Consider the following 22543-nt stretch of genomic DNA (forward strand, 5'->3'; position numbering starts at 1 on the left):
GATCAGAACCAGCGTTCGCCGACCAAAACAGTGTCGCCGGGGCTTATGGCAGTGCCGAGCGGCACCACAGCGCGCAGCGCGCCCGAAGCGCCGGTGTGGGTGAGCGTGACGCCGTCGCGCTTGGCGCGCGGCGAGAAGCCGCCGGCGATCGCCACCGCGCTTTCGACGGTCATGTTGGGCACGTAAGGATATTGGCCGGGGGCGGCGACTTCACCGAGAATAAAGAACGGTCGATAGGCTTCGATCTCCACCGCGACCGAGGGTTCGCGGATGTAGCCTTTGCGCAGCTTGGCGGTGATCTCCGCAGCCAGTCCCACGGGCGTTCGTCCGCGCGCCGGCACCGAGCCGATCAGCGGCATGGTGATCGAGCCGCCGGCATCGATCGCGTAAGTGTTGGTGAGACCTTCCTGGCCGTAGACCACGACCCGCAGCCTGTCGCCGGCATCGAGCCGATAGGCTGCGTCGTATCTGACCGGGATCGGAGCGGCGGCGTAGGCCGCGGCAGTCGGGGCAGGGGTCACGCCGTAGGACCGCCCGTAGGCCATTGCATCGAGATCGCTTCGCGGTTGGACCACGGCGACCGGCGCGGCTCCGCGCATGCAGCCCGACAGAGCGAGCGCAGCGAACAAACACAAAATGACGGCGCACACGCCTCGCATCGGCAATCCACGGGCAAGTATCGATTCCGATTAAAGGACCCTCATGGTTAACAAAGCATGACCGCGACGGCCCGGACGCCGATATCGAGAGCAAGTCGGAGTTAACCCAGCGGCAACCTTAATGGAGTGTAATCGCCAGGGCTTGAGTAGGGTCGTAGCGTGTGCGGGAGTGTGCGATGCGTTTAGCGTTCTGGCGTGCAGGTAAGGACAGGGGGCTCGTCGCGCGGGTCGTCTCAAAGCCTGCGCCAGCTACCTATAAGCCGGCGGCCGCCTCCCTGTCGGATGATCTGGATTTGCGCGCGCTTGGCCAAGCGCTCCTGCGCAAGCGGGGCTGGATCATCATTCCGACGTTGCTTGCCTTCGTCCTCTCGCTTGCCGCCGTCAATTTGGTTACGCCGCGCTACAAATCCGAAGCGCGCATCCTGATCGACGGGCGCGAGAACGTCTTTCTGCGGCCAACCGGCGAGCGCAATGAGGAGCGCGCTGCGCTCGATGCCGAGGCCGTGACCAGTCAGGTCCAGCTATTGTTGTCCCGCGATCTTGCGCGCGAGATCATTAAGAAGAACAAGCTGGCCGAGCGCCCCGAGTTCGATCTGGTACTGCAGGGTTTTTCGCCCGCGAGGTCGCTACTGGCCTTGTTCGGGATCGGCCGCGATCCATTCTCGCTGACGCCGGAAGAGCGCGTGCTGGAGGCCTATTACGACCGGTTCACCGCCTATGCGGTCGATAAATCACGCGTCATCGTCATCGAATTCCAGTCGCGCGATCCGGAGTTGGCGGCGCGCGTCGCCAACTCGATCGCCGAAGGCTACCTCGTGCTGCTGCAGGGTGCGCGGCAGGAGCAGGCCAAGTCTGCGGGCCAATGGCTGTCAGGCGAAATCGAAAACCTGCGCAAGAAGGTTGCAGAAGCGGAATCGCGGGTCGAGGATTTTCGCTCGAAGTCGAGCCTGTTCGTCGGTACCAACAACACCACGCTCTCCAATCAGCAGATGGGCGAACTGAATACGCAATTGAACAACGCGCGAGCGCTGAAATCCGACGCGGAGTCGAAAGCGCGGATGATCCGTGAGATGCTTCAGAGCGGCAAGCCGATCGAGGCTTCCGAGGTTCTCAATTCCGAACTGACCCGAAGGCTATCCGAACAGCGCGTCACGTTGCGCGCACAGCTTGCCGAGCAGTCATCGACGCTGCTCGACGGCCATCCCCGCATCAAGGAGCTGAAGGCGCAGCTTGCGGACCTCGACCGCCAGCTTCGCGAAGAAGCGGGCAAGATTTCCCGTTCGCTGGACAATGATGCGCGCATTGCCGGCGGCAGGGTCGAGGGCCTAAGTGCAAGCCTTGAGCAATTGAAAAAGCAGGCAACCTCGACCAACGGTCAGGACGTCCAGCTTCGCGCGCTCGAGCGGGAAGCCAAGGCGCAGCGCGATCTTCTGGAATCATATCTGGCAAAATACCGTGAAGCCAACACCCGCGAGAACATCGAAGCCGGTCCCACGGATGGCCGGGTCATTTCCCGCGCAACCGTTTCCAACACCCCGGCATACCCGAAGAAGTTGCCGATCGTGCTGATCGCGACACTGGCGACGTTAATGCTGAGCGCGGGCGCGATCGCAACCGGCGAATTACTGCGCATGACGGCGCCCCGCGCGACGGCAGCGTTCACATCGCGGCCGGCTCCGGGTCGTGCGCCGGCGACCGCCGCGGCCGTCACTTTCACCGACGATCCCGCTTCGGCTGCAGATCGCGCGCCGGTGTTCGAAAGTCGTCCCGAGATTCAAAGCGAACCCGCCCCGGAGATTGTGCCCGAGCTCGCCGAGATCGAACGACTCGCCGAGCATTTGCGCGGCGCAGGCGAAGCGGCTCGCAAGGTCGCGATTCTCGGCACCGCTTCGAACGAGTGCATCACGTTGACGGCGTTGACGCTGGCGCGCCTGATCGCGCGCCATGCAAGGGTCGCGGTGGTCGATCTGTCGGCGTCGTCACCGACGATATGGTCGGTATCGGTCGATTCGGCCGCGCCGGGGCTGGCGGAACTGATGCTGGGCGAAGCCTCCTTCTCGCAAGTCATCACCAAGGACCGGCTGTCGCGGGTTCACCTGGTGAACGCCGGCCGACCGGGTTTTGACCGCGCATTGCTGCAATTGCCGCGGCTTACGCTTGCGATCGATGCGTTGCTGAGGGTCTATGACCACGTGTTGCTGGATGCAGGCTCCGCTTCCGATCTGCCCGCGGAGTTGCTGACAACACAAGCGCGCGCGGTAGTGGTGCCGGATGCCTCGATGGCCGCTGACGCCCGGGCTCTGATGTGCGATCAGCTCCGGGCGGTAGGCTTCAGTGAGGTGACGATGCTGAGCAAGCCGTGGCAGCCATCAGAGGCGGCCGAACCCGGCCCGCGCGTGGCAGCCGCCTGAACGCGGTGCTCGCTTCGGTCGTCAAGGAAGTCTTCGTTCAGCGGTGAAGCGCGCTTCGCAGCTTTTGCGCCAGGTCAAAAAGCACCTGATGATGCTTCACCAGATGCTTGGCACGGTTGAGGCCTGACATCGCGCATGCTGCGATCTTGCCGCGCCGGCTGAGCGGGATGAAGCAATCGAAAATCGGCTCGTCGCTCTTGCAGAACAGCCTTTTGTAGTCATCCGACCCGATCCCGAGATCGAGCGCACGATAGCCGCGCTCGGCATAGTGATCGACGATGTTGCGCATCAGGATCAATCCGGGGCTGTATCGCGAATTGTCTGACATCGTGTAAGTATTGAACATCATCGAAAAGCGATGCCCATCGGCGATGCCGGCGAAGATCGCGATGACCTCGTCGTCGCATTCGAGGGCGTGAATATCGATAACGTGACCGCCATCCGCGAGCGGCGCCATGCAAGCACCTCGGATAAAATCCTCGATGCCGGGGTCTGCGAACACATTGGGTAGTTTCTGTTCCGCCATACGCAACGGCTTGACGGAGAAGAACCAATCGAGCAGCCGCTTGATCTCGGTATCAGTCGCAGCCAGGCCATAGCGATAGCCCGATAGTGTTTGCAGCTTGCGCTCCTTGGCCTTGAGCCGGCGACGGAACGAAGTGCCGATCCGCGCGGTGGGCGGCTCGCCGGGCACAATCGTCATCAGCGGGCAATCGTTGGCGGAGGGTTGGCTCGGCAGCAGCGCCATCGGATTCGGCAAATCCCGCCAGCGCAGCGGCTGTTGCTTGAGCGCCAGAACGTCGACCGCGGAGTGCTCGCGTATCGCCGATATCAGCGCATCCAGATCGTCCGCGGTGGCGTCGGCGGCAAACTTCCGGTCCCAAAGCGCCATGTTGAAGGTGGCGTGCTTGCCACCCAGGAAGCGAGCGGCACGAATGCCGTATCTTCGTGTGAGTACGAGCGGCAGCAGCAACAGCGGCCGGCGTTCGGCGTCATAGGCGACGACGATGAAAGGCAGAAGACCGTCACATTGTCCGACCTGCCGTTGCCAAAGACTCAGGAAATCGAAGCGCTGATACGCCGTGGAGAATTGTTGTTGATCTTCGAGACTGCGCCAGATCGTCTCCGCCTGGCTGAGATCGCGGAGAATATCGACGCTAGCGATGCGGCTTATCCTCGACCACGGTTTCACTTCTGCCGTCCGGCTTTCGATCGCGGCAGCCATGGTCATTGCGAAACCTGTCCAATAGCAAATTATTTACATTTTTCGGCTTTGGCCGACCTTTACAAACAAATGTCAACAAAGAGTAATGACAATGCAGCTGCGGCGGAGTGGGACTGGCCGCATCGAGGGCGAACCTTGCCATCTGACATCAGTTTTTTGGCGAGCCTGAAGCTCGAGCTCGCCTATTTCAGCGGCCTGCCGTGGCTGAAGGGGCGGGGAGCCGGTGGCGCCGGCGTCATCTTGCGCTTTGAGCGCGTGCGCCCCTCGCGCGCTGGGCGCTTTCAGCCGCTCAAGTCACAGGAAATCACGCCGCAATTTCTCGATCGAACGATAGGGGCATTGAAGCGCTGGAAATTCGATATCGTTTCAATGGACGAGGTCTGCCAGCGGGCGGTTGCGCTGGCCGCGCCAAGGCGATTTGTGTGCCTGACCTTCGACGGCGGCTACAAGGATCTGATGACGTCGGCCTATCCGGTGTTGTCGCGACACGACGTTCCCTTCACCGTTTACGTGCCGACGGCGTTCCCGGACCGCCTTGGCGAGGCGTGGTGGCTCGCGCTGGAGGAAGTGATCGCGCGCGAGAATCGCCTCAGCCTCGTGGTGGATCGCACCGAGCGGCGTTTCGATATCAGAAGCACTTCCGAAAAATACGAGCTTTATGATTTTCTGCAGGGCTGGATGCGCTCGCTCTCGCCGCCCGATCTTTCGACGGCAATCAAGGATCTCTGCATGCGCTACTCCGTCGATCTCGCGGCAGTCTCGCGCGAAGCATCGATGGATTGGGATGATCTGGCGAAGCTCGCGGCCGATCCCAAAGCGACCATCGGAAGCGCCACCGTGAACTATCCTGTTCTGTCGAACCTCAGGGATGCTGACGCGCAGCGCGAAGTGATGATGGGCAGGGCGGTCGCGCAAGCCGCGTTCCATCGCGATATCAAACATTTCGCCTATCCGTTCGGCGATCGCACGGCGTTTCGCCGGCAGCATGTCACGATGGCGGCGGAGGCCGGATTCGCCAGCGCGGCGTCGGCGATATCGGGCGTCGTTCAGGCGGCGGGTCGAACCAATCTGCATGCGCTGCCGCGCATCGCCTGGGACGGTCGGCAGCGTTCGCTGCGCATCATGCGCGTGCTTCTTTCGGGCGTCCAATTTGCGCCGGTGAAGCCCACTCGCACGTCTTAGGCGTCCGGCCGCGCCATCCAGCTGATGATCGGCATTGCCGGCAGTACCCATCCAATGCCAGCCACGACATAGAAGATGGCCTGCAACAGTCCGGAACTTGCAAGCCAGGGGGTCTGCGCCAGGGTCATTCCCATCAACGACCATACCACCACCAGCAACAATAGCGCGATGGTTCCAAAAAACTTGCGGGTACGTATGGTCATGGCGGAAATGTGCAGCTCGCTTCAGTCGGCGCTTTGCGCGCGGGAGGGGGCCGACTATAAGGTGCGCACAAATTCAAGCAAGCCAGCCTCAATGACCGCTAATCCTGCCCGACAAGAACCTGACAACCGCGCCGTCCGTTGGTGGCTGCTCTCGGTCGCCGTCCTGATCGCGATCATGGTGCTGGTCGGCGGCGCCACACGTCTCACCGAATCCGGACTTTCGATCGTCGAGTGGAAACCGGTTACCGGCACGCTGCCCCCGCTCAATCAGGAGCAATGGACGCAGGCGTTCGAGGCCTACCAGGCCATTCCGCAATATCGCGAACTCAATGCCGGCATGAATCTGGCCGAGTTCAAGACCATATTCTGGTGGGAATGGAGCCACCGGCTGCTCGGGCGCGTGATCGGCGTTGCCTACCTGCTGCCGTTCCTCTGTTTCCTGTGGCGCGGCGTGTTGGGCGCGGAGCTGCGGCGGCGACTATGGCTGATCTTCGGCCTCGGAGCGCTGCAAGGCGCGGTCGGCTGGTGGATGGTGGCGTCAGGCCTGTCGCAGCGGGTGGAAGTTTCGCAATATCGTCTCGCTACGCATTTGGTGCTGGCGTTTCTGATTTTCGCGGCCATCGTCTGGACCTTGCGCCGGCTGGCAGACCGGACGCCCTCAGCGGTATCTTCGCGGTTGAAAATTACCAGCGTGGCGCTTCTGGTGTTGACCTTCGTGCAACTCTATCTGGGTGCGCTGGTCGCGGGCCTGCGCGCGGGACGCATCTACAACACCTGGCCCGATATCGATGGCGCGCTCGTTCCATCCGCGGCGCGGCTGTTCTTTGAAACGCCGTGGTGGCGCAATCTGTTCGATAATACGCTTACGGTGCAGTTCGAGCACCGCATGACAGCATACCTGCTGTTTGCGCTTGCGGTCCTGCACGCGCTTGACGCGGTTCGGTCGCGGGCCGGGACAGCGGCGGTCAATGGCGCATTGTGGCTTTTGGCGGCGATCACCTTGCAAGCGACTCTCGGTATTCTCACGCTGCTGAACCATGTTCCGATCGCTCTTGCGTTGGCGCACCAGGCTGTTGCAATTGCGGTCCTGACACTGGCGATTTTTCAGGCTGAACGATTGGCCGTCCGGCAGTCGGAGCCGGAGAAACTGGTTCAGCCGCTCACCCAAAGCGGCTGAATTGAACGATTCTAATTTTCTTCATGTTCGTTGAAGTGTCCTGTTTGCAGGGCTTTCTCGTCTCCGTGCATCAATCTAACGGAGTCGTGTGGAACGGCACAGCTTTACTTAAATCGCTTGCGCGATAAAACGAACCAAACACAGGTTCGATCATGTCGTCTGCATTTATTCAGGCCGCCGTCATTTTGCTCCGCGAGGGGCTTGAGGCCATGCTGGTGGTCGCGGCGCTCGCCGGCTATCTGACCAAGGCCGGCGCCGGCCGTCGCATCCAGGCGCTCTATGGCGGATCGCTCGCTGCGGTCGGCGCCAGCATCGTCGCCGCCTGGCTGTTCGCCGTCTTGAACTCGGGCGAGCACAGCGACGTCCTAGAAGGCATCATCATTCTCGTTGCCGCAGGCCTGATGCTCTATGTCAGCGGCTGGCTGATGGTGAAGCAGGACCCGCGGGGCTGGCAGGATTATCTGGCGCACAAGGCCGACAATGCGCTCGCGCAGGACACCGTCTGGGCTGTCGCCGCGCTCGCCTTCCTGGCGGTGTTTCGCGAAGGCGCCGAAACTGTGCTGTTCATCAATGCGCTGGCATCGACTGAGGGCGGCTGGAGCGCCAGCCTGTTCGCGGGGTTAGGCGCCGCAACGATCGGGCTCGCCGTGCTGTTCTATTTCATCAACCTGATCGCGCAGAAGCTGCCGTTGCGACCGCTGTTCATCATTACCTCGGCATTCCTGTTTGCGATGGCGATCAAGTTCATCGGCGAAGCGGTGCAGGAATTCCAGGAACAGGCGATACTGCCGTTCACCGAGCTCAAGGGCGTGGCGTGGCTCGGCGCCCTCGGACTGAACCCGACGCTTGAGGCGTTGTCCGCGCAGCTATTGGTGATCCTGTTTGCGCTGGCGACTTATTCGGTGGTTCAGCGTAACAGCCGGCTCGCCCGCGAGGACAAGGCCGCGACGCGCACGGCGAAGCCGCAAAATCCCTAAAGCCTTGTGGGTTCTGATCGGAACCGGGGCACTATCTCTTTTGTTGCCACCCCGGATTACGTCCGGGGCAGGCTTTCGCCCGAAAGGCTCTAGCAATAGCCGTAGACGCCGCAGGCGTAGGGCAGGCGGTCCCAATAGCTGACATAGGGACCGCCGTAGTAGGGACCCTGATATTCATAGGAATGGGTCGATCCATAATAGCCGGGGAGGGTCGACGAACCCGGAAGCAGCGGCGTGCCGATCAAAGGCGGGATGAATGGGACGCCAGCGTAGTCGGGCGCGTAAAGGAGCTCGGGTGCTTCATAGACGGAGAGGCCGGGAACGTAAGGCTGGCGATAGGCGTAGGGCGCGGCATACGTAATGGTCGTCCTGAAATTGTAATGCGGGCGAGGCAGCCCCGCCGGCAATTTGACCACGGGACGATGCCAGCCGTGACGGGCGACGGCCCGCTCGGCACTGATGGCGGTCCCGCTGGATGCCGTCGCCAACAGTATTGCAATCATGAAGCGCAACATCGGCTGCTCCAAATGATGGTTCACCCTGACCTCAGACAGGTCAGCATATCGCAGCTGATGCGGCCCGGCAGCCTGCGGCCGTGACCATCTTCAAATATGGCTAAGCCGTTAACTAACGAGCCGCCTCATTCTTTGGTCATTGCAATCCAGGCCTTGCGGTGGCCTGGATTGCTTCGTTTCGCCCGCAATGACGGGTGCTAGACGCTTAGCGCCTGCTCCAGATCGGCGATCAGGTCTTCCTTGTCCTCGATGCCGATCGATAGCCGTACCACGTCGGGCGCGGCGCCCGACTTGATCTTCGCGGCATCGTCGAGCTGGCTGTGCGTCGTTGATGCCGGGTGAATCACCAGCGAGCGGGTGTCGCCGACATTGGCGAGATGCGAGAACAGTTTCAGGTTCGACACCAGGTTGACGCCGGCATCGTAGCCGTCCTTCAGGGTGAAGGTGAACACGGCGCCGGCGCCTTTCGGCGCGTACTTTCGAGCGACGTTGTTGTATTTATCCCCTGACAGCCCGGCGTAGTTCACCGAGGCCACCGCCGGATGCGCCGATAGCCACTCCGCGATCGCTTTGGCGTTCTCGCAATGCTTCTGCATGCGCAGCGGCAGCGTCTCAATGCCGGTGAGAATCAGGAACGCGTTGAACGGCGAGAGCGCCGGACCGAGGTCGCGCAAGCCCAGCACGCGGCAGGCAATTGCGAAGGCGAAGTTGCCAAAAGTCTCCTGAATCTTGATGCCGTGATATTCCGGACGCGGCTCGCTCAGCATCGGATACTTGTTGTCCTTCGACCAGTCGAAGGTGCCGGCATCGACAATGATGCCGCCGAGCGAGTTGCCGTGTCCCCCCAAAAATTTTGTCAACGAATGCACGACGACGTCGGCGCCGTGGTCGATCGGGCGGATCAGATAAGGTGTCGCCAGCGTGTTATCGACAATCAGCGGCACGCCGGCATTGCGGGCCACGGCCGAGATTGCCTCGATATCGGTGACGCTGCCGCCGGGGTTGGCAATCGATTCGATGAAGATCGCTTTGGTGCGCGGCGTGACCGCGCGCTCGAAGCTGCCGATATCGTCGGGATCGGCCCACACCACGTTCCAGCCAAAGCTCTTGAAGGCGTGGGTGAACTGGTTGATCGAGCCGCCATAGAGTTTACGCGCGGCGATAAATTCGTCGCCGGGCTGCAGCAGCATTTGAAATACCACGACCTGGGCGGCATGGCCGGAGGCCGTAGCCAATGCGGCGGTGCCGCCTTCGAGCGCGGCGACGCGCTCCTCCAACACTGAAGTCGTCGGGTTGGTGATGCGGGTATAGATGTTTCCGAACGCCTGCAGCCCGAATAGCGACGCGGCGTGATCGGCATCGTTGAACACGAATGAGGTCGTTTGATAAATCGGCGTCGCCCGCGCACCGGTGGTGGGGTCGGGTTGCGCGCCTGCATGCACGGCGAGGGTCGAAAATCCGGGAAGACGATCAGTCATTCTTTTTCCTCTATGAATGCCTCATCCTGAGATGCGGCTCCCTTGGCCGCGTCTCGATCGATGAACAACACGGTGTGACCTCATGGTTCAAGACCCCGCACCGGACAACGCAAGTGCGTTGCCGGGAGTGCGCCTTTTCACCATGAAGGGAACAATCGCGGCAGCGGCCTGCGCCGTCAAGGCCGCAAGGCTCCACATGTGATTGGGGATCGTCGTGCTCGCGTTGTCATCTTCGTAGAACAATCGTTTCGGTTTGCGTCACGCGAGATCGTTTCTGTTTTTCGCGGCGCGATCGGACGCATTAGTCTCGCCGCCACTGACGCTCATTCGGTTCAATGAAAGCCGCATGCCTTGCACCGGCATCGGCGCGCGTTTCGAACTGAGCGTTCGCGAATTGACGCCCATCCATGAAATCTCCGAGGACAGCCGTCCATACTCGATCTTCGGGCAGCGGTTCATCACGACCTTGAGACCGGCGGCCTCCGCCTTTGCGGCCGCGGCATCGTCGCGCCCACCGAGTTGCATCCAGATCACTTTCGGGAGCGGCATCAATTTCAGCGCTTCATCGACCACCGGCATGATGTGGCTCGAATTCCTGAAGATCTCGACCATATCGATGGGACGGTCGATATCGAGCAGCGATGCAACAAATGGTTTCCCGAGCAGGCTCTTGCCAACGTGTCCGGGATTGACCGGGATCATGTCGTAGCCTCGCTGCGCGAGATATTTGAAAGCAAAATAACTCGGCCGCACGTTGACCGGCGACGCCCCGACCATAGCGATGGATTTCACGCCGTTGAGAATTTCTCGAATGTAAGTGTCGGAGTAGGCGTCATGGTTCATTGCGGAAGTCCCACAGTCCTCATGGTGAGAGCAGGAAGAGGGCGCTTTTCAGGATGAGGAAATCTTTCACCGGTCGTGCCACTTCGGCTCGCGTTTCTCGATGAAGGCGCCGATGCCTTCCTCGGCATCGCGCGCCATCATGTTCTCGGTCATCACCTCTGCCGCGTAGCGGTAGGCGTCGGCAAGGCTCATTTCGGCCTGACGGTAGAACGCGGTCTTACCGAGTTTGATGGTGTGGGCGGATTTGAGCGCAACCTTCTGCGCCAGCGCAATCGCGGCGTCGCGTTCGGTGCCGGCGGCAACGACACGGTTGACGAGACCGATGTCCCGCGCCGTCGCTGCGGAAACCGGCTCGCCGGTAAGCAGCATTTCCATCGCCTGCTTGCGCGGCACATTGCGCGACAGTGCCACCATCGGTGTCGAACAGAACAGTCCGATATCGACGCCCGGCGTGGCGAATGTGGCAGCCTCCGACGCGACGGCAAGATCGCAGCTGGCCACCAGTTGGCACCCGGCGGCGGTGGCGATGCCCTGGACCGCGGCCACCACCGGCTTGGGCAAGTGCACGATCGCCTGCATCATGGCGCTGCAGGCATTCATGACTTGCGCGAAATAGGCGCGGCCGCGATCGGCATCGGTGCGGCGGGCGGTCAGTTCTTTCATGTCATGGCCGGCTGAGAAGGCCGGACCGTTGGCCGCGATCACTACCGCGCGCACCTTCGAATCGTCGTGAATTTCCCTCAGCACTGCGTGCAAGTCGGCGATCAGGCCTTCCGACAGGCTGTTGCGGGCTTCGGGCCGATTGAGCGTGAGCACGGCGATAGTGCCAAGCGTCTCATGCAGGAGGATCGGCGATTGCGGTGCGGCGGCGCGTGCGGTCTGGCTCTTCATCGAAATATCCACTTGGGCGGCCCGGTCATCTTAATGTAACAACCGGCCAGAAGCTCTCTTTATTGCCTCGGCAAGTTCTTGCAAGCGAACTCGCGAGTGAGGGCAGCAGGCGGGAAACGACATGAAACTTGCGAAAATGAGCGTGGCGGAATTGAAGAAGTTTCTCCACGACGAATTTCCCCAAGCGTTCAAGGGCGGCGATATATCCATCGAAAGCGCCGATGGCGAGTCGTGCCTGCTGCGCCAGCGCTACAGCGACCAGATGCTGCGTCCGGGCGGGACGGTTTCGGGACCGACGCTGATGGCGCTCGCCGACTTCGCCATGTATGTGGTGCTTCTCTCCGCGATTGGCCCGATCGGTCTGGCGGTGACGACAAATCTCAACATCAATTTTCTGCGCAAGGGCCAGCCTGGGCAGGATGTTCTTGCGGCAGCCAGGCTTTTGAAACTGGGCAAGCGGCTTGCAGTGGGCGAGGTCAATCTGCTGTCAGGGATGTCGCCGGACCCGATCGCCCACGTGACATCGACCTATTCCATTCCAAATACTTAGCGTTTTTAGAGGTAGCATAACACCATAGTTATAACCTATTGTTTTTATATAACTATTTAAACTCGCTTGGCATTGACGGGCGCGGCGCTCTTATCTAGAAACCCCGCAGTTCGGCGCTGACGCGTCCAATGTCTCCCTTTCACGGATTTCTCACATGAAAACGTTTTCGGCGAAGCCTGCCGAGGTGACGAAGAAGTGGGTGCTGATCGACGCCAAAGGTCTGGTGGTCGGCCGGCTCGCCACCCTGGTCGCGATGCGCCTGCGCGGCAAACACCTCCCGATCTACACGCCCCACGTCGATTGCGGTGACCACGTCATCATCATCAACGCGGCTCACGTTGTGCTCACCGGGCGCAAGCGCGACAACAAGGTCTACTACAATCACACCGGCTTCATCGGCGGCATCAAGGAACGCACGGCAAAATCGATCCTCGAGGGCCGCTTTCCAGAGCGCGTGGTCGAGAAAGCCATCGAGCGCATGATCCCGCGTGGTCCGCTGGGCCGGGTGCAGCTTGGTAACTTGCGCGTTTACCCCGGGCCCGAGCATCCGCACGAGGCCCAGCAACCTGAGACGATCGATATTGCTTCGATGAATCGCAAGAACATGAGGGCCGCATAATATGTCCGACACCATGCAGTCTCTCGATCAGTTGGCGTCGCTGAAGCCGGCTGCGCCGGAAGCGCCGAAATACGTCAAGAAGGTCGACAAGCTGGGCCGCGCCTACGCCACCGGCAAGCGCAAGGACGCGGTTGCCCGCGTCTGGATCAAGCCCGGCGCCGGCAAGATTTTCGTCAACACCCGCGAAGTCGAAGTCTATTTCGCGCGACCGGTGCTGCGGATGATGATTCAGCAGCCGCTGGTCGCTGCCGCCCGTGCAGGCCAGTACGATGTGATCTGCACCGTGGCAGGCGGCGGTCTGTCGGGTCAGGCCGGCGCGGTGCGTCACGGCATCTCAAAGGCGCTGACCTATTTCGAGCCCGATCTGCGCGGCATCCTGAAGAAGGGTGGTTTCCTCACCCGCGACTCCCGCACTGTCGAGCGCAAGAAGTACGGCCGCGCCAAAGCGCGCAAGTCGTTCCAGTTCTCGAAGCGCTAATTGCTTCGCTAAAAATGCCGCGAATGCGGCAATCAAGAAACCTCGAAAAAGGGCGCTTATCGGCGCCCTTTTTTGTTGATCATTTGCCGATGAGTTGACGCAGTTTTTCCTGAAAACTTGCGTATGCACGCAAACGAATTTCGAACGCGACGATCGTAGCCTGTGCGGCGGTGATGGCGCGCGCCTGTTTCTTTCTGCCGTGCCAATGGTTGCATCACAATCTCACTCGGTGACCTATGTCGCTCGATACGTCCACGCTGTATCTCGTTGCCGCAATGGTTGCAGCGATGCTGGGAGCCATGCTGCTGTTTTTCGGCAAGCAGGAGAATATCGCGGCATTGAAATGGTGGGGAACCGCCTATCTACTGGGCGCGGCGTCAGTAGGATTTTGGACGCTTGCCGCCGGCTCGCTCGGCGAGACGTTTTCGCTGGCGCTGAATGCCGTCGGCTTCGTGGCCTGCGGGATGGTCTGGAATGCATCGCGCGTGTTCCACGGCCGTAAGCCCAACCTGCCGGGACTGGTTTTCGGTGCGATCGCCTGGATAGCCGCTGCCACGACAGTGGCGCCCGAAGCTTCGGCGATGCGTCTGACGATCGGCGCCGGCATCGTTGCGATCTATGCGGCGCTGACAGCCACCGAATTGTGGTCCGAGCGCCGCCGGACCCTGCAGAAGCGCTGGCCAACCTTTGTGGTGCCGGTGCTGCACGGTTTCGTGCTGATGCTGCCGATCCTGCTCGGTGACCTCCTGCATCCCAATGGCGATATGTCCTCCGGCAGCATCTGGGTCACGGTATTCTCGCTCGAGCTGGTGCTCTACGCGGTGGGTACCGTGTTCGTCATCTTCATGCTGGTCTCGGAGCGCACGGTGACCGCGCACAAGACCGCAGCTTCGATGGACCCGTTGACCGGCATGTTCAATCGCCGCGGCTTCGCGGAGGCCACCTCACGGGTGATCGAGCGCGAAGCCAACGCCGGCCGTCCGGTGACGGTGATGATCCTCGATATCGACCATTTCAAATCCATCAACGACCGGTTCGGCCATCCCGCAGGAGATGAGATCCTCCAACTGTTCGCCGCTATCGTGGTCAACACGCTGCGCATCACCGACATCTCGGGGCGCATAGGCGGCGAGGAGTTCGCCGCTTTGCTGCCCTGTTCGCTGGAAGAAGCCGTGCTCGCAGCCGAGCGCGTGCGCGAGGCATTTGAGAGTTCGGGAATCGTGGTCGAGGATGGATCGGTCGATACCACCGTCAGCATCGGCGTGGCCGGTGGACCGGCGGGCACCGAGCTCGAGGTTTTGCTCGCCGCGGCCGATACCGCGCTCTATCAGGCCAAGCGCGGCGGCCGCAATCGCGTCGAGGCGGCTGAGGAGTTGCCGCTGTCGCCGGAAAACTGGCGGCGAAAGACCGCCGGCACGGCGCGCAACCCACAGCAGCCGGGCGTTGTGCGGCTCGCTTAGGGTTCGAGCGACGACGGTAACCTCCCATTTACCATTCGTTCCATATCATTCCGGTTATGGACACCACGCACGGCCAGAACGCCCACACCGCCCTGATGTCGCTCGAAGCTGCAGCAATATCGGCGCGCGGCGGATTTGCGTGCATGTTCTCGACCTCAGACGAATATGAGACGGCGCTGATCACGGAGCGCCGCGCGCAAGGGCGCTACGACCAGCCACGAGGCCGCTGGCCGGTCGTGATGTTCGTCGGCTGCACGCTGATGGTCGCCGGCACGGTACTGCTCTTTAACTGAGTGGCCGTGCAAAAAAGGGATGCCCGGGCGCCGCGAGGCGCTTTTTTTCGTGCCACTCTTTGGCGGCACGATATTTGGCAAACTCGGTTTGGGTGCCGGGCATGTGACTGGCGATTGGTGACCGACGCGGCTAACTTGTGCGGCTCTCGATCGGAACAGTCTCTACTCAAAATCGCGCGAGCAAATCGCTGATGCAGTTGGAATCGACGCTCACCTGTCCGCGTTGCGGTCATCAGGAAACCGAGACGATGCCGACCGATGCCTGCCAGTTCCTTTATGATTGCAAAAGTTGTGGCGAACGGCTGAAGCCCAGGCAGGGTGATTGTTGCGTGTTCTGCTCCTACGGCTCGATGCCATGTCCGCCGGTACAAGCGGGGAATTGCTGCGCTTAGCTTTTGCTGGCTTCCCCGGCGTCTTGACGCTTCAATAATGCAGTAGGGTGGGTTAGAGACGGAAATTCTCAACGAATAGGCCATAATCCCAATGATCACCGAAATCGCACAAATCGACGTCAAGCCCGGTACCGAAAAGGACTTTGAGGCCGCGGTCGCCAAGGCCCGCGCAGCCTTCGGCCGCTCCAAGGGCTTTCACGGATTTGAACTGCATCGCTCGATCGAGAAACCGCAGCGTTATCGTCTCATGGTCAAATGGGAGACCCTTGAAAACCACACCGTCGATTTCCGCGGTTCGGACAATTTCGCGGAATGGCGCGGGCTGGTCGGGCAGTATTTTGCGTCGCCGCCGGAAGTCGAGCACACCGAGAAGGTGCTGACCTCCCCAAGCTGAACGGCAACCGCGGGCGCTCAGGCCGCCACCGCCTCGGACGATTCCTCAGCCTTGAAGTGGGCGATCATGACTTTCACGACCGCCATCAGGGGCAGGGCAAGCGCCAGGCCCCAGATGCCGAACACCACGCCCAGCAAGATCTGGAAGGCGAACAAGGTGGCGGGCGGAATGTCGAGCGCCTGACGCTGGATGATCGGTGTGAGAACATAGCTTTCCAGCGCGTGTACACCGAGAAAGAGCACGAATGCGCTGGCTGCGGCGATCCATCCGGACGCAAGACTTGCGAGCACCACGATCAACCCGCCGAGCAGCGCGCCGACCGTCGGAATGAAGGCGAGCAGGCCGGCCTGAATACCCAGAATGAACGAACTCTGGATGCCGATGACGGCGAGGCCAATCCAGGTAACCAGGAAGACCGCGAACATCGTGATGATCTGCGCGATCAGCCAGCGCTCCAGCGTATCGCCGATGCGGTCGACGATGAGAGTTGCGCGTGTGCGATGGCGCGCCGGGACTATGAACAACAGCCCGTTGCGGTAGATGCTCGGCTGCGCCGCGAAGGCCAGCCCGAGAAACAGCACGATAAAGAAATTTCCGACCGCGCTCACGGTGCCGAGAAGCAGCTTGAAGGTCTGGCTGACAATCGCGCCGCCGCTTGAGGCGAGCGCGCCTGCGCTGGGCAGATTATGCGTGGCCGCCGCGCCAGGCGTTGCCGGTGTCGACGAACCTCCGGATGGCGCGGCGGGATTGCTGACCTCGAAATAGCTGGTATCGATCCCGTTTTTCTCCAGGAAAGCTTTGACGCCGACCAGTTGCGACTTGATGGTATCGCTCAGCACGGCGGCCTGCTGCGCGATAGTGGCGCCGCCGAGGAAGACCACGCCCGAGAGCAGACCTGCGAGAGCCAAACAGACAATCGTCAGCCGCAGCGAGTGCGGCAGCTTGACGACGCGGCCGAGCATGGTGGTCATGGCGTTGAGCGCGACGCCAAGCAGCATTCCCGCGAAGATCAGAAACAGCGTCGCGGCGAAATACCAGGTGAACAGCAACAGGGCTGCAAATGCGACGGTGCCGATGCCGCCGACCGCTATCGCCCATGCCAGATCGTTGCGGACAGAAAGACGATCGTCAACCGAGCCTGCCACGTTGATTCCTTCTCACCGGTTTCACAACACTCTTTCGCCAAACACGCCCGGGATCAAGCGCAGATGTCGCGCGGTTTGCGCGGTCGGATGAGGTGGAAGCCACGCTGGGCAAGGGATTTTCGTCTCCATGGAATTTCCGCTGAGGTGGTGCCGAACGGCCTCTGGCCGCTTGATCGGGGGCGCGCCGGGCGAGCCGGTGACGCGCAAGATCGATGCGAAATTGCCCTGGTGCACCGGCGCGGACGATCCCGCGGGGAAGGCACTTCGGGCGGCAGGATTGCCGGCTACCGGGCCATCGATCCCAAACAGGTCTTCAAGCGCAAATAGCATTGCCGTTGCGCTGCGGTGCCTGTTGATCCGGCGGCGGCGGGCGGGCATGATCCGTGCCAATACTGCGACGTGGGATTGGATAACGGGCGATGAGGAGGCCGGTGGTCGGTGTGATCGGAAGCGCCTATCGCATCGAAAATCGATTTGCGACGCAACTGGTCGGAGAGCGAAATCTTCGCGCGGTAGCCGATGTCGCGGGCGCATTGCCGCTGATGTTTGCCGCTGCGCCTGACATCACGGATATTGGCGCTTTGCTGGATGTGGTCGACGGCGTGGTGCTGACCGGGGCGCGCGCCAATGTTCACCCCGTCCGCTTTGGTACCGAGCCGGATTCCCGGCACGAACCCTTCGACCTGCATCGCGACGAACTGGCGCTGGCCTTATCAAAAGTTTGCGTCGCCCGCGGCATACCGCTGTTCGGCATCTGCCGCGGCTTGCAGGAAATGAACGTCGCCTTCGGCGGCTCGCTGCATCCCGAAATCCGCGATTTGCCGGGACGCATGAACCATCGGATGCCACGGCTGGAGAATGGTGAAATCCACCCCGACCCCAACGTCGTCTTCGCCGACCGGCACGAGGTCAGCCTGATTCCCGATGGCGCTTTCGCAACGATCCTTGGCTGCCAGACCATCCGCGTCAATTCGCTGCATGGTCAGGGCATCCTTGAGCCGGGCAAGCGGGTCGTCGTCGAGGGCGTGGCGGAGGACGGCACGATCGAGGCAATCCGCATTGCCGAGGCACCGGGTTTTGCGCTCGGCGTCCAGTGGCATGCCGAGTACGATCCGCAGCGTAATCCCATCAACCGCAAATTGTTTCAGGCGTTCGGCGAGGCGCTGTTGGCGCGCCAGCGCCAGGGATAGCCGCAATCGGCGCTGGCCGGGATCAGGGGCGCTTTGGCACGATCCTAAGCCGCCTTGTTCAACTTCTCCACCTTCACGCCGCCGCCTTCCAGCAGCATGACCCTGTTGAGAAGCTTCACCAGCGCGTAGACCGACTGGATCGAGGGCGCGGCTGTATTGGTCAGCTTGGCCATTTCCAGAATCGAACCGATCAGCGCCTCGGTTTCGAGCGAGCGGCCGGCTTCCACGTCCTGCAGCATTGATGTCTTGTGGGCGCCGACCGCTTCGGCGCCGGCGATGCGTTTGTCGATGGAGACGCGGAAGGTGACGCCGAGTTTTTGCGCGATGTCCTGCGCTTCCTTCATCATGGCCGCCGCCAGTTCGCGCGTCTCGGCGAACTGGCAAATATCCACCAGCGTAGCGTGGGTCAGCGCCGAGATCGGGTTGAACGAGAGATTGCCCCACGCCTTCAGCCAGATCTCCGAGCGGATGTCCGGTAGCACCAGTGATTTCAGTCCGGCCTTGATGAAGACGTCGTGCAATTCCTTGACGCGCTTGGTCTCCTTGCCGTCGAGTTCGCCGATCGGGAAGCGATCACCTTCGACATGGTGAATCACGCCCGGGGCCGTTGCCGCTGCCGCCGGATAGACCACGCAGCCGATGATGCGGTTCGGATCGATGTTCTTGGTGAGGATGCCCGAGGGATCGAGGCTCTCCAGCCGATAGTTGTCGTACCGGCCGCCGAGCTTCTGGCAGTACCACCACGGCAGCCCGTTCTGCACGGTCAGCACGATCGTGTCGGGACCAAGCATGGAATCGATATCCCGCACCACCTGATCGAGGAAGTGCGCCTTTACCGCCAGCACGACGATATCCTGCTTGCCGGCCTCAGCGGCTTTGTTGACGGCTTTCATTCTGGCGGTTTGGACCTTGCCATCGTGCCACTCCAGTTTCAGGCCGTTCTTCTGGATCGCGGCGAGATGCGCGCCCTGGTCGATAACGGTGACATCCTCGCCCGCGAGCGCGAACTTGGCCGCGAGCAGGCCACCGATGGCGCCGGCGCCGACCACGCAAATCTTTTTCTGTTTGGGCGGCGCACCTAACAGATACGGGCTTGGCAGCACCTGGTCGAAAACGTTGCTGAGGCTGCCGACGCCATCGATGACGATCTCGACGACGTTATGGGCGTCACCCATCGTGCCGGCGCCGAGCGAGGTGCCGCAGGCGATGATGTCGCCCGGCATCAGCGTCACGTCCTTGGAAATGGCGGCGACGAGCTTGTGGGGCGGGAAAAACATGTCGGCGACCGGGTAGTTCTGCCGCTCCTTGCCGTTCAGGATGGTCTTGATCGACAGCTTCATCGGATCGAGGCCAGTGGCGATCGCCGGGCCAAACACGCCAAAAGTGTCAAAGCTCTTGGCGCGCGCCCACTGTTCGAACGACTTGTCTTTGCGCAGGAGATCGACGGCGGTCACGTCGTTCACGCAGGTATAGCCGAAGATGTAATCGCCGGCCTCGGCTTCGCTGATGTTGAAACATTTCTTGCCGATGACGACGCCGAGCTCACCTTCGTAAATGATTTTTCCGGCATAGGTGGCCGGACGCTGGATCGGCCGGTTCGCGGGCCAATATGCATTCGGCGCCTTCAGGAACCACAGCGGCTCTTTCGGCTGGGTGAAATCGTTCTTGGCCGCTAGCTGGTGGAAATTGTTCCACAAACAGATCATCTTCGACGGATCGCACGGTGTCAGGATCTGAACGTCGGAAAGCTTCAGTGTCTGGCCGCTGGGCTTCGCGCTCGCGAACATGTCGCCGGTATGGACCGCGATGGCATCGCCATCCAGCGTGCCGAAGCCGGTCTTTCCATCCTGCTCAAAACGAATCCATCTTGCCATCTGCGATCTCCAATGCGGCAACGTCATTCAGTGCGCGGCCCTGCTTCATTGTACCGTTCATGCCGATCCCGGCAATCGTGCACTGCATCATTGGGGCGAGGCCGATGTCGGCTATACACTAGCGACAAAATATCGCGGCGGCCGGCGAACGGTCGTGCAATGACGGGGAGGGTGCCATGCAAGACCGAAGGTGGTCGAGGCGTTCGGCGAAGCGCTGCGGGAACGCCAGCGGGCGGCTCAGGCAGGCGCGAATTTTCAGATTCATGTGTCGAAGAGCAAAAGAGGGTATGCGACCGCATTCTCGCGGCGCGATGCGCCCGAGCTTTGCATGAATTTGTCCCTCGAAAGACAGAGGGCGCAGGGAAAGCCGGATGCCCGATGCACCCGCAGCCCGTGTGCAAGGTAGTAAGCACACGGTAGTCACCACAGGTTCACCGGAAATCACCCGGCCTTCCCTGCGCAATGGTTTTAACGGTTTCCTTCGTGCTCTCCCCGGCGACGAATTCCTCTTGTCACCGTCGCCTGCGGATTGACGGTTTTTCAAACCCGGTTGGGCCGATCAAAACCTCCGCCGGCTTGACATCAGCAACGGATGCCAGGACCACACGACTTCGCCGTACGCGAGCCGCCTCAACCCTCTTCAACGGACCATGTGCGATCAGCGGAAGTTTTGATCGAGTCGTTGTAGCGCCGTTCGTCCGCGCGCCGTTCGATCGCTCACGGAAAACCGCCCTGCGATCACGTGCGCGCCCGACGCTGCCGCGTCCACCGCAACCTGTCCCAACGTTCGTGACGATGGCCAACGCCCCTCTTGCGGGACAGGATGTCGCGAGTCTTAGCGATGATTTGCCCGACAAGTTAAGCGGAATCTTTTTGCGAAAGGGACTGGACAGGGATTTGAGGTGATTTGCCCGTCAGGCAAATTGAGTGGACTGCGCTTGCTCAGCGTTAGAGAAGTCCATGACTGTCAAATACTTTATGTCTATAGCGCTATCGACGTCGGCCCGTGCGACAAATTTCTGCTCAACGATTTCGTGGAAGCAAGTAGTGACGACGTTGTTGCAATCTTGCCCAAGCTACCGGTGGCCTGTCCTGGCGCTCGCTTTCTGGGGCGCCAATCCATAAATTCAGAGCAGTTGGCTGATGTCTGATTTGGTTCGCATGCCGGACTCAAGTCGCGCATCGCAACAGGTCCGAACGGTGCCAAGAGCGCTCGTTGCGCAAACGGAATCCTGAGCAACATACCTTTGTATACCCCCTATATCCCTTCTCATGCCCCGCGCTTACGTTCGTACAATTGAGCGACTGTGAGGGATTCGCAACAAACTAGCGACATCTGCAATGGCCGGGCTTACGTCTGGGCTCGATAGCTGATTGAGGGCGAGCCATGTCAAGCAAGATTGTCTTTGGGGTCGCATTGGCGTCGTTATTGCTGGCAAACATCGGATTTGCCGAGGACGCTCCGTCACAGCGCAAGGGACCATGGCCCATTCGCAATGGTCACAATTACCAGCCAACCGAGCATGACGTGAGAGGCTTGCAGCAGCAGGATGTTACGCCCGATCAGGCGCGAGAGATCGACCGATTGTACGATCAGCTTCTGGCAAACAATGAAAAAGTTCGCAATCGGCACCCCGCACGTAAACATTGATGGCGCTGTTGCCGTTTCCGAGAAGCAGCTCAACGAAGCGGCCTCGGCGATCGAGGATCAGGTCCCGCTGCATCGTTTCGGCGAGGCTGCGGAAATCGGCAAGGCGGCGCTGTTCCTTGCGAGCGACGATTCCTCCTTCATGACCGGATCGGAACTGGTCGTCGAAGGCGGCATATCGCAGCTTTGACATTCCCAATGCGACATGGCGGCCTCTGCGAGATCGGCCGCCGATTTTTTGCAGTAGCTTGGTCCGGTTCGGGTCAAAAGCAGACCTCAAGCCGCGAATGATCGATGTCAGTTCTTCCCCTTGGAATCGGACATTCATCAGGGCGACGGTTACGTCAGCTTTGTGCCGATTTTGTTGCAAAAGTCGGTTGAGACAGGCCTCGAAGCGTGATTCCGTTGTGTTGACGCGAATCGCGACGAGGTCGATCCATGATGGGCCGTCTGAAGAGTGACCAAGGTCAACTGTTCTACCAGTTTCGTCTTGGCGACGTGGTCCCTGAAGATCATCTGGTGCGCAAGATCGACACTGCTCTCGATCTGTCCTGGCTTCGCAGCGAACTTGCACCTCATTATTCGTCCACGGGTCGTCCGTCGATCGATCCGGAGCTGATGATCCGGATGCTGGTCGTAGGGTATGTCTTTGCGATCCGCTCCGAGCGGCTGATCTGCCGTGAAGTGCAGGTGAACCTAGCCTATCGTTGGTTCTGCAAGCTCGGCATCGAGGACACTGTCCCGGATCATTCGGCATTTTCGCGCACCCGCAACGAGCGTTTCCGCGAGGGAGACGTTTTTCGCCGCGTTTTCGAGCGTGTCGTTGAGACATGTATCGCCTCAGGTCTGGTTGGCGGTGAAGGCTTTGCCGTCGATGCGAGCCTGATTGCGGCCGATACCAACAAGCAGCGCTCGATCGCGGGTCAGGATTGGCGCAGG

23 protein-coding genes and 1 pseudogene are annotated in these 22543 nt (G+C 60.9%); 14 read left to right on the forward strand and 10 right to left on the reverse strand.

Annotated features, from left to right (window positions below):
- Positions 1-2: 2 nt before the first annotated feature.
- Positions 3-659 (reverse strand): polysaccharide biosynthesis/export family protein, encoded by a 657-nt coding sequence (locus tag N554_RS0126250; protein WP_029586220.1) that lies wholly within the window; start codon positions 657-659, stop codon positions 3-5.
- Between the two features lie 176 nt (positions 660-835).
- On the opposite strand from N554_RS0126250, the gene N554_RS0126255 reads away from it, so the two are divergent.
- Positions 836-3070 carry a GumC family protein gene (locus N554_RS0126255; RefSeq protein WP_029586221.1) on the forward strand — a complete coding sequence of 745 codons (2235 nt, stop codon included), beginning with the start codon at positions 836-838 and terminating at the stop codon, positions 3068-3070.
- 37 nt (positions 3071-3107) lie between these two features.
- Here the strand turns inward: N554_RS0126255 and N554_RS0126260 are convergent, their stop codons facing one another.
- Positions 3108-4301 carry a GNAT family N-acetyltransferase gene (locus N554_RS0126260; protein ID WP_029586222.1) on the reverse strand — a complete coding sequence of 398 codons (1194 nt, stop codon included), beginning with the start codon at positions 4299-4301 and terminating at the stop codon, positions 3108-3110.
- 129 nt (positions 4302-4430) lie between these two features.
- On the opposite strand from N554_RS0126260, the gene N554_RS0126265 reads away from it, so the two are divergent.
- Positions 4431-5477: a polysaccharide deacetylase family protein gene (locus tag N554_RS0126265; RefSeq protein WP_029586223.1), complete on the forward strand. Its 1047-nt coding sequence runs from the start codon at positions 4431-4433 to the stop codon at positions 5475-5477.
- Here N554_RS0126265 and N554_RS0126270 read toward each other — a convergent pair.
- Complete coding sequence (locus N554_RS0126270; protein ID WP_029586224.1) at positions 5474-5680, reverse strand: DUF2842 domain-containing protein; 207 nt, start codon at positions 5678-5680, stop codon at positions 5474-5476. The two genes, N554_RS0126265 and N554_RS0126270, sit on opposite strands and share 4 nt — an antisense overlap.
- 91 nt (positions 5681-5771) lie before the next feature.
- Between N554_RS0126270 and N554_RS0126275 the strand changes: the two genes are divergently transcribed.
- Both N554_RS0126275 and N554_RS0126280 read left to right on the forward strand, forming a co-directional pair.
- Entirely contained in the window at positions 5772-6857 is a 1086-nt protein-coding gene (locus tag N554_RS0126275) for a COX15/CtaA family protein (protein WP_029586225.1), read from the forward strand.
- Between the two features lie 152 nt (positions 6858-7009).
- Complete coding sequence (locus N554_RS0126280; RefSeq protein WP_029586226.1) at positions 7010-7834, forward strand: FTR1 family iron permease; 825 nt, start codon at positions 7010-7012, stop codon at positions 7832-7834.
- A gap of 89 nt (positions 7835-7923) precedes the next feature.
- On the opposite strand, the gene N554_RS0126285 is transcribed toward N554_RS0126280, so the two are convergent.
- From N554_RS0126285 to N554_RS0126305, 4 genes are all read right to left on the reverse strand, one after another.
- On the reverse strand, positions 7924-8373 hold the full coding sequence (locus N554_RS0126285) for a hypothetical protein (RefSeq protein ID WP_156042116.1): 450 nt from the start codon (positions 8371-8373) through the stop codon (positions 7924-7926).
- Positions 8374-8546: 173 nt separating this feature from the next.
- Positions 8547-9827 carry an O-acetylhomoserine aminocarboxypropyltransferase gene (locus N554_RS0126290; RefSeq protein ID WP_029586228.1) on the reverse strand — a complete coding sequence of 427 codons (1281 nt, stop codon included), beginning with the start codon at positions 9825-9827 and terminating at the stop codon, positions 8547-8549.
- A gap of 258 nt (positions 9828-10085) precedes the next feature.
- Entirely contained in the window at positions 10086-10670 is a 585-nt protein-coding gene (locus N554_RS0126300; protein WP_029586229.1) for a CoA-binding protein, read from the reverse strand.
- A 66-nt stretch (positions 10671-10736) separates the two neighbouring features.
- The gene (locus N554_RS0126305) at positions 10737-11561 is read right to left on the reverse strand and encodes an enoyl-CoA hydratase (protein WP_029586230.1); all 825 of its coding nucleotides are present in this window, start codon (positions 11559-11561) and stop codon (positions 10737-10739) included.
- Between the two features lie 121 nt (positions 11562-11682).
- Between N554_RS0126305 and N554_RS0126310 the strand changes: the two genes are divergently transcribed.
- The 7 genes from N554_RS0126310 to N554_RS0126340 all read left to right on the forward strand — a co-directional run bounded on the left by N554_RS0126310 (position 11683) and on the right by N554_RS0126340 (position 15747).
- Positions 11683-12111: a PaaI family thioesterase gene (locus N554_RS0126310; RefSeq protein WP_029586231.1), complete on the forward strand. Its 429-nt coding sequence runs from the start codon at positions 11683-11685 to the stop codon at positions 12109-12111.
- A gap of 154 nt (positions 12112-12265) precedes the next feature.
- Positions 12266-12730, forward strand: a complete 465-nt coding sequence (rplM, locus tag N554_RS0126315; protein WP_029586232.1) for a 50S ribosomal protein L13 — start codon at positions 12266-12268, stop codon at positions 12728-12730.
- Position 12731: 1 nt separating this feature from the next.
- Positions 12732-13208, forward strand: coding sequence for a 30S ribosomal protein S9 (gene rpsI, locus N554_RS0126320; protein ID WP_036054157.1), 477 nt, complete (start codon positions 12732-12734; stop codon positions 13206-13208).
- A gap of 236 nt (positions 13209-13444) precedes the next feature.
- On the forward strand, positions 13445-14668 hold the full coding sequence (locus tag N554_RS0126325) for a GGDEF domain-containing protein (protein WP_029586234.1): 1224 nt from the start codon (positions 13445-13447) through the stop codon (positions 14666-14668).
- A gap of 56 nt (positions 14669-14724) precedes the next feature.
- Entirely contained in the window at positions 14725-14961 is a 237-nt protein-coding gene (locus tag N554_RS0126330; RefSeq protein ID WP_029586235.1) for a hypothetical protein, read from the forward strand.
- A gap of 191 nt (positions 14962-15152) precedes the next feature.
- Positions 15153-15353: a GDCCVxC domain-containing (seleno)protein gene (locus tag N554_RS42320; RefSeq protein WP_081851424.1), complete on the forward strand. Its 201-nt coding sequence runs from the start codon at positions 15153-15155 to the stop codon at positions 15351-15353.
- A 91-nt stretch (positions 15354-15444) separates the two neighbouring features.
- Positions 15445-15747 (forward strand): antibiotic biosynthesis monooxygenase family protein, encoded by a 303-nt coding sequence (locus tag N554_RS0126340; RefSeq protein ID WP_029586236.1) that lies wholly within the window; start codon positions 15445-15447, stop codon positions 15745-15747.
- 17 nt (positions 15748-15764) lie between these two features.
- Here N554_RS0126340 and N554_RS0126345 read toward each other — a convergent pair whose 3' ends face one another.
- Complete coding sequence (locus tag N554_RS0126345; protein ID WP_029586237.1) at positions 15765-16892, reverse strand: AI-2E family transporter; 1128 nt, start codon at positions 16890-16892, stop codon at positions 15765-15767.
- A 419-nt stretch (positions 16893-17311) separates the two neighbouring features.
- Here N554_RS0126345 and N554_RS0126355 point away from each other — a divergent pair, with 419 nt between their 5' ends.
- The gene (locus N554_RS0126355; protein WP_029586239.1) at positions 17312-18082 is read left to right on the forward strand and encodes a gamma-glutamyl-gamma-aminobutyrate hydrolase family protein; all 771 of its coding nucleotides are present in this window, start codon (positions 17312-17314) and stop codon (positions 18080-18082) included.
- A gap of 44 nt (positions 18083-18126) precedes the next feature.
- On the opposite strand, the gene N554_RS0126360 is transcribed toward N554_RS0126355, so the two are convergent.
- Both N554_RS0126360 and N554_RS42325 read right to left on the reverse strand, forming a co-directional pair.
- On the reverse strand, positions 18127-19185 hold the full coding sequence (locus tag N554_RS0126360) for a 2-dehydropantoate 2-reductase (protein ID WP_371259524.1): 1059 nt from the start codon (positions 19183-19185) through the stop codon (positions 18127-18129).
- A pseudogene (locus N554_RS42325) lies at positions 19186-19956 on the reverse strand (fumarylacetoacetate hydrolase family protein); the annotation flags it as partial.
- 1610 nt (positions 19957-21566) lie between these two features.
- Between N554_RS42325 and N554_RS0126370 the strand changes: the two are divergent.
- Positions 21567-21794, forward strand: coding sequence for an SDR family oxidoreductase (locus tag N554_RS0126370; protein WP_029586241.1), 228 nt, complete (start codon positions 21567-21569; stop codon positions 21792-21794).
- Between the two features lie 248 nt (positions 21795-22042).
- The coding region (locus N554_RS0126380) for a transposase (protein ID WP_029586242.1) at positions 22043-22543 on the forward strand (501 nt) is incomplete at its 3' end.

Source organism: Bradyrhizobium sp. URHD0069 (assembly GCF_000701345.1).
Taxonomy (GTDB): Bacteria; Pseudomonadota; Alphaproteobacteria; order Rhizobiales; family Xanthobacteraceae; genus Bradyrhizobium.

Coding starts and splice junctions, on each gene's coding strand:
- rpsI (WP_036054157.1), top strand. CDS start 12,732: ATGTCCGACACCATGCAGTCTCTCGATCAGTTGGCGTCGCTGAAGCCG.
- N554_RS0126305 (WP_029586230.1), bottom strand. CDS start 11,561: ATGAAGAGCCAGACCGCACGCGCCGCCGCACCGCAATCGCCGATCCTC.
- N554_RS0126355 (WP_029586239.1), top strand. CDS start 17,312: ATGAGGAGGCCGGTGGTCGGTGTGATCGGAAGCGCCTATCGCATCGAA.
- N554_RS0126250 (WP_029586220.1), bottom strand. CDS start 659: ATGCGAGGCGTGTGCGCCGTCATTTTGTGTTTGTTCGCTGCGCTCGCT.
- N554_RS0126270 (WP_029586224.1), bottom strand. CDS start 5,680: ATGACCATACGTACCCGCAAGTTTTTTGGAACCATCGCGCTATTGTTG.
- N554_RS0126340 (WP_029586236.1), top strand. CDS start 15,445: ATGATCACCGAAATCGCACAAATCGACGTCAAGCCCGGTACCGAAAAG.
- N554_RS0126280 (WP_029586226.1), top strand. CDS start 7,010: ATGTCGTCTGCATTTATTCAGGCCGCCGTCATTTTGCTCCGCGAGGGG.
- rplM (WP_029586232.1), top strand. CDS start 12,266: ATGAAAACGTTTTCGGCGAAGCCTGCCGAGGTGACGAAGAAGTGGGTG.
- N554_RS0126310 (WP_029586231.1), top strand. CDS start 11,683: ATGAAACTTGCGAAAATGAGCGTGGCGGAATTGAAGAAGTTTCTCCAC.
- N554_RS0126370 (WP_029586241.1), top strand. CDS start 21,567: ATGAAAAAGTTCGCAATCGGCACCCCGCACGTAAACATTGATGGCGCT.
- N554_RS0126260 (WP_029586222.1), bottom strand. CDS start 4,301: ATGACCATGGCTGCCGCGATCGAAAGCCGGACGGCAGAAGTGAAACCG.
- N554_RS0126325 (WP_029586234.1), top strand. CDS start 13,445: ATGTCGCTCGATACGTCCACGCTGTATCTCGTTGCCGCAATGGTTGCA.
- N554_RS0126255 (WP_029586221.1), top strand. CDS start 836: ATGCGTTTAGCGTTCTGGCGTGCAGGTAAGGACAGGGGGCTCGTCGCG.
- N554_RS0126300 (WP_029586229.1), bottom strand. CDS start 10,670: ATGAACCATGACGCCTACTCCGACACTTACATTCGAGAAATTCTCAAC.
- N554_RS42320 (WP_081851424.1), top strand. CDS start 15,153: ATGCAGTTGGAATCGACGCTCACCTGTCCGCGTTGCGGTCATCAGGAA.
- N554_RS0126275 (WP_029586225.1), top strand. CDS start 5,772: ATGACCGCTAATCCTGCCCGACAAGAACCTGACAACCGCGCCGTCCGT.
- N554_RS0126290 (WP_029586228.1), bottom strand. CDS start 9,827: ATGACTGATCGTCTTCCCGGATTTTCGACCCTCGCCGTGCATGCAGGC.
- N554_RS0126330 (WP_029586235.1), top strand. CDS start 14,725: ATGGACACCACGCACGGCCAGAACGCCCACACCGCCCTGATGTCGCTC.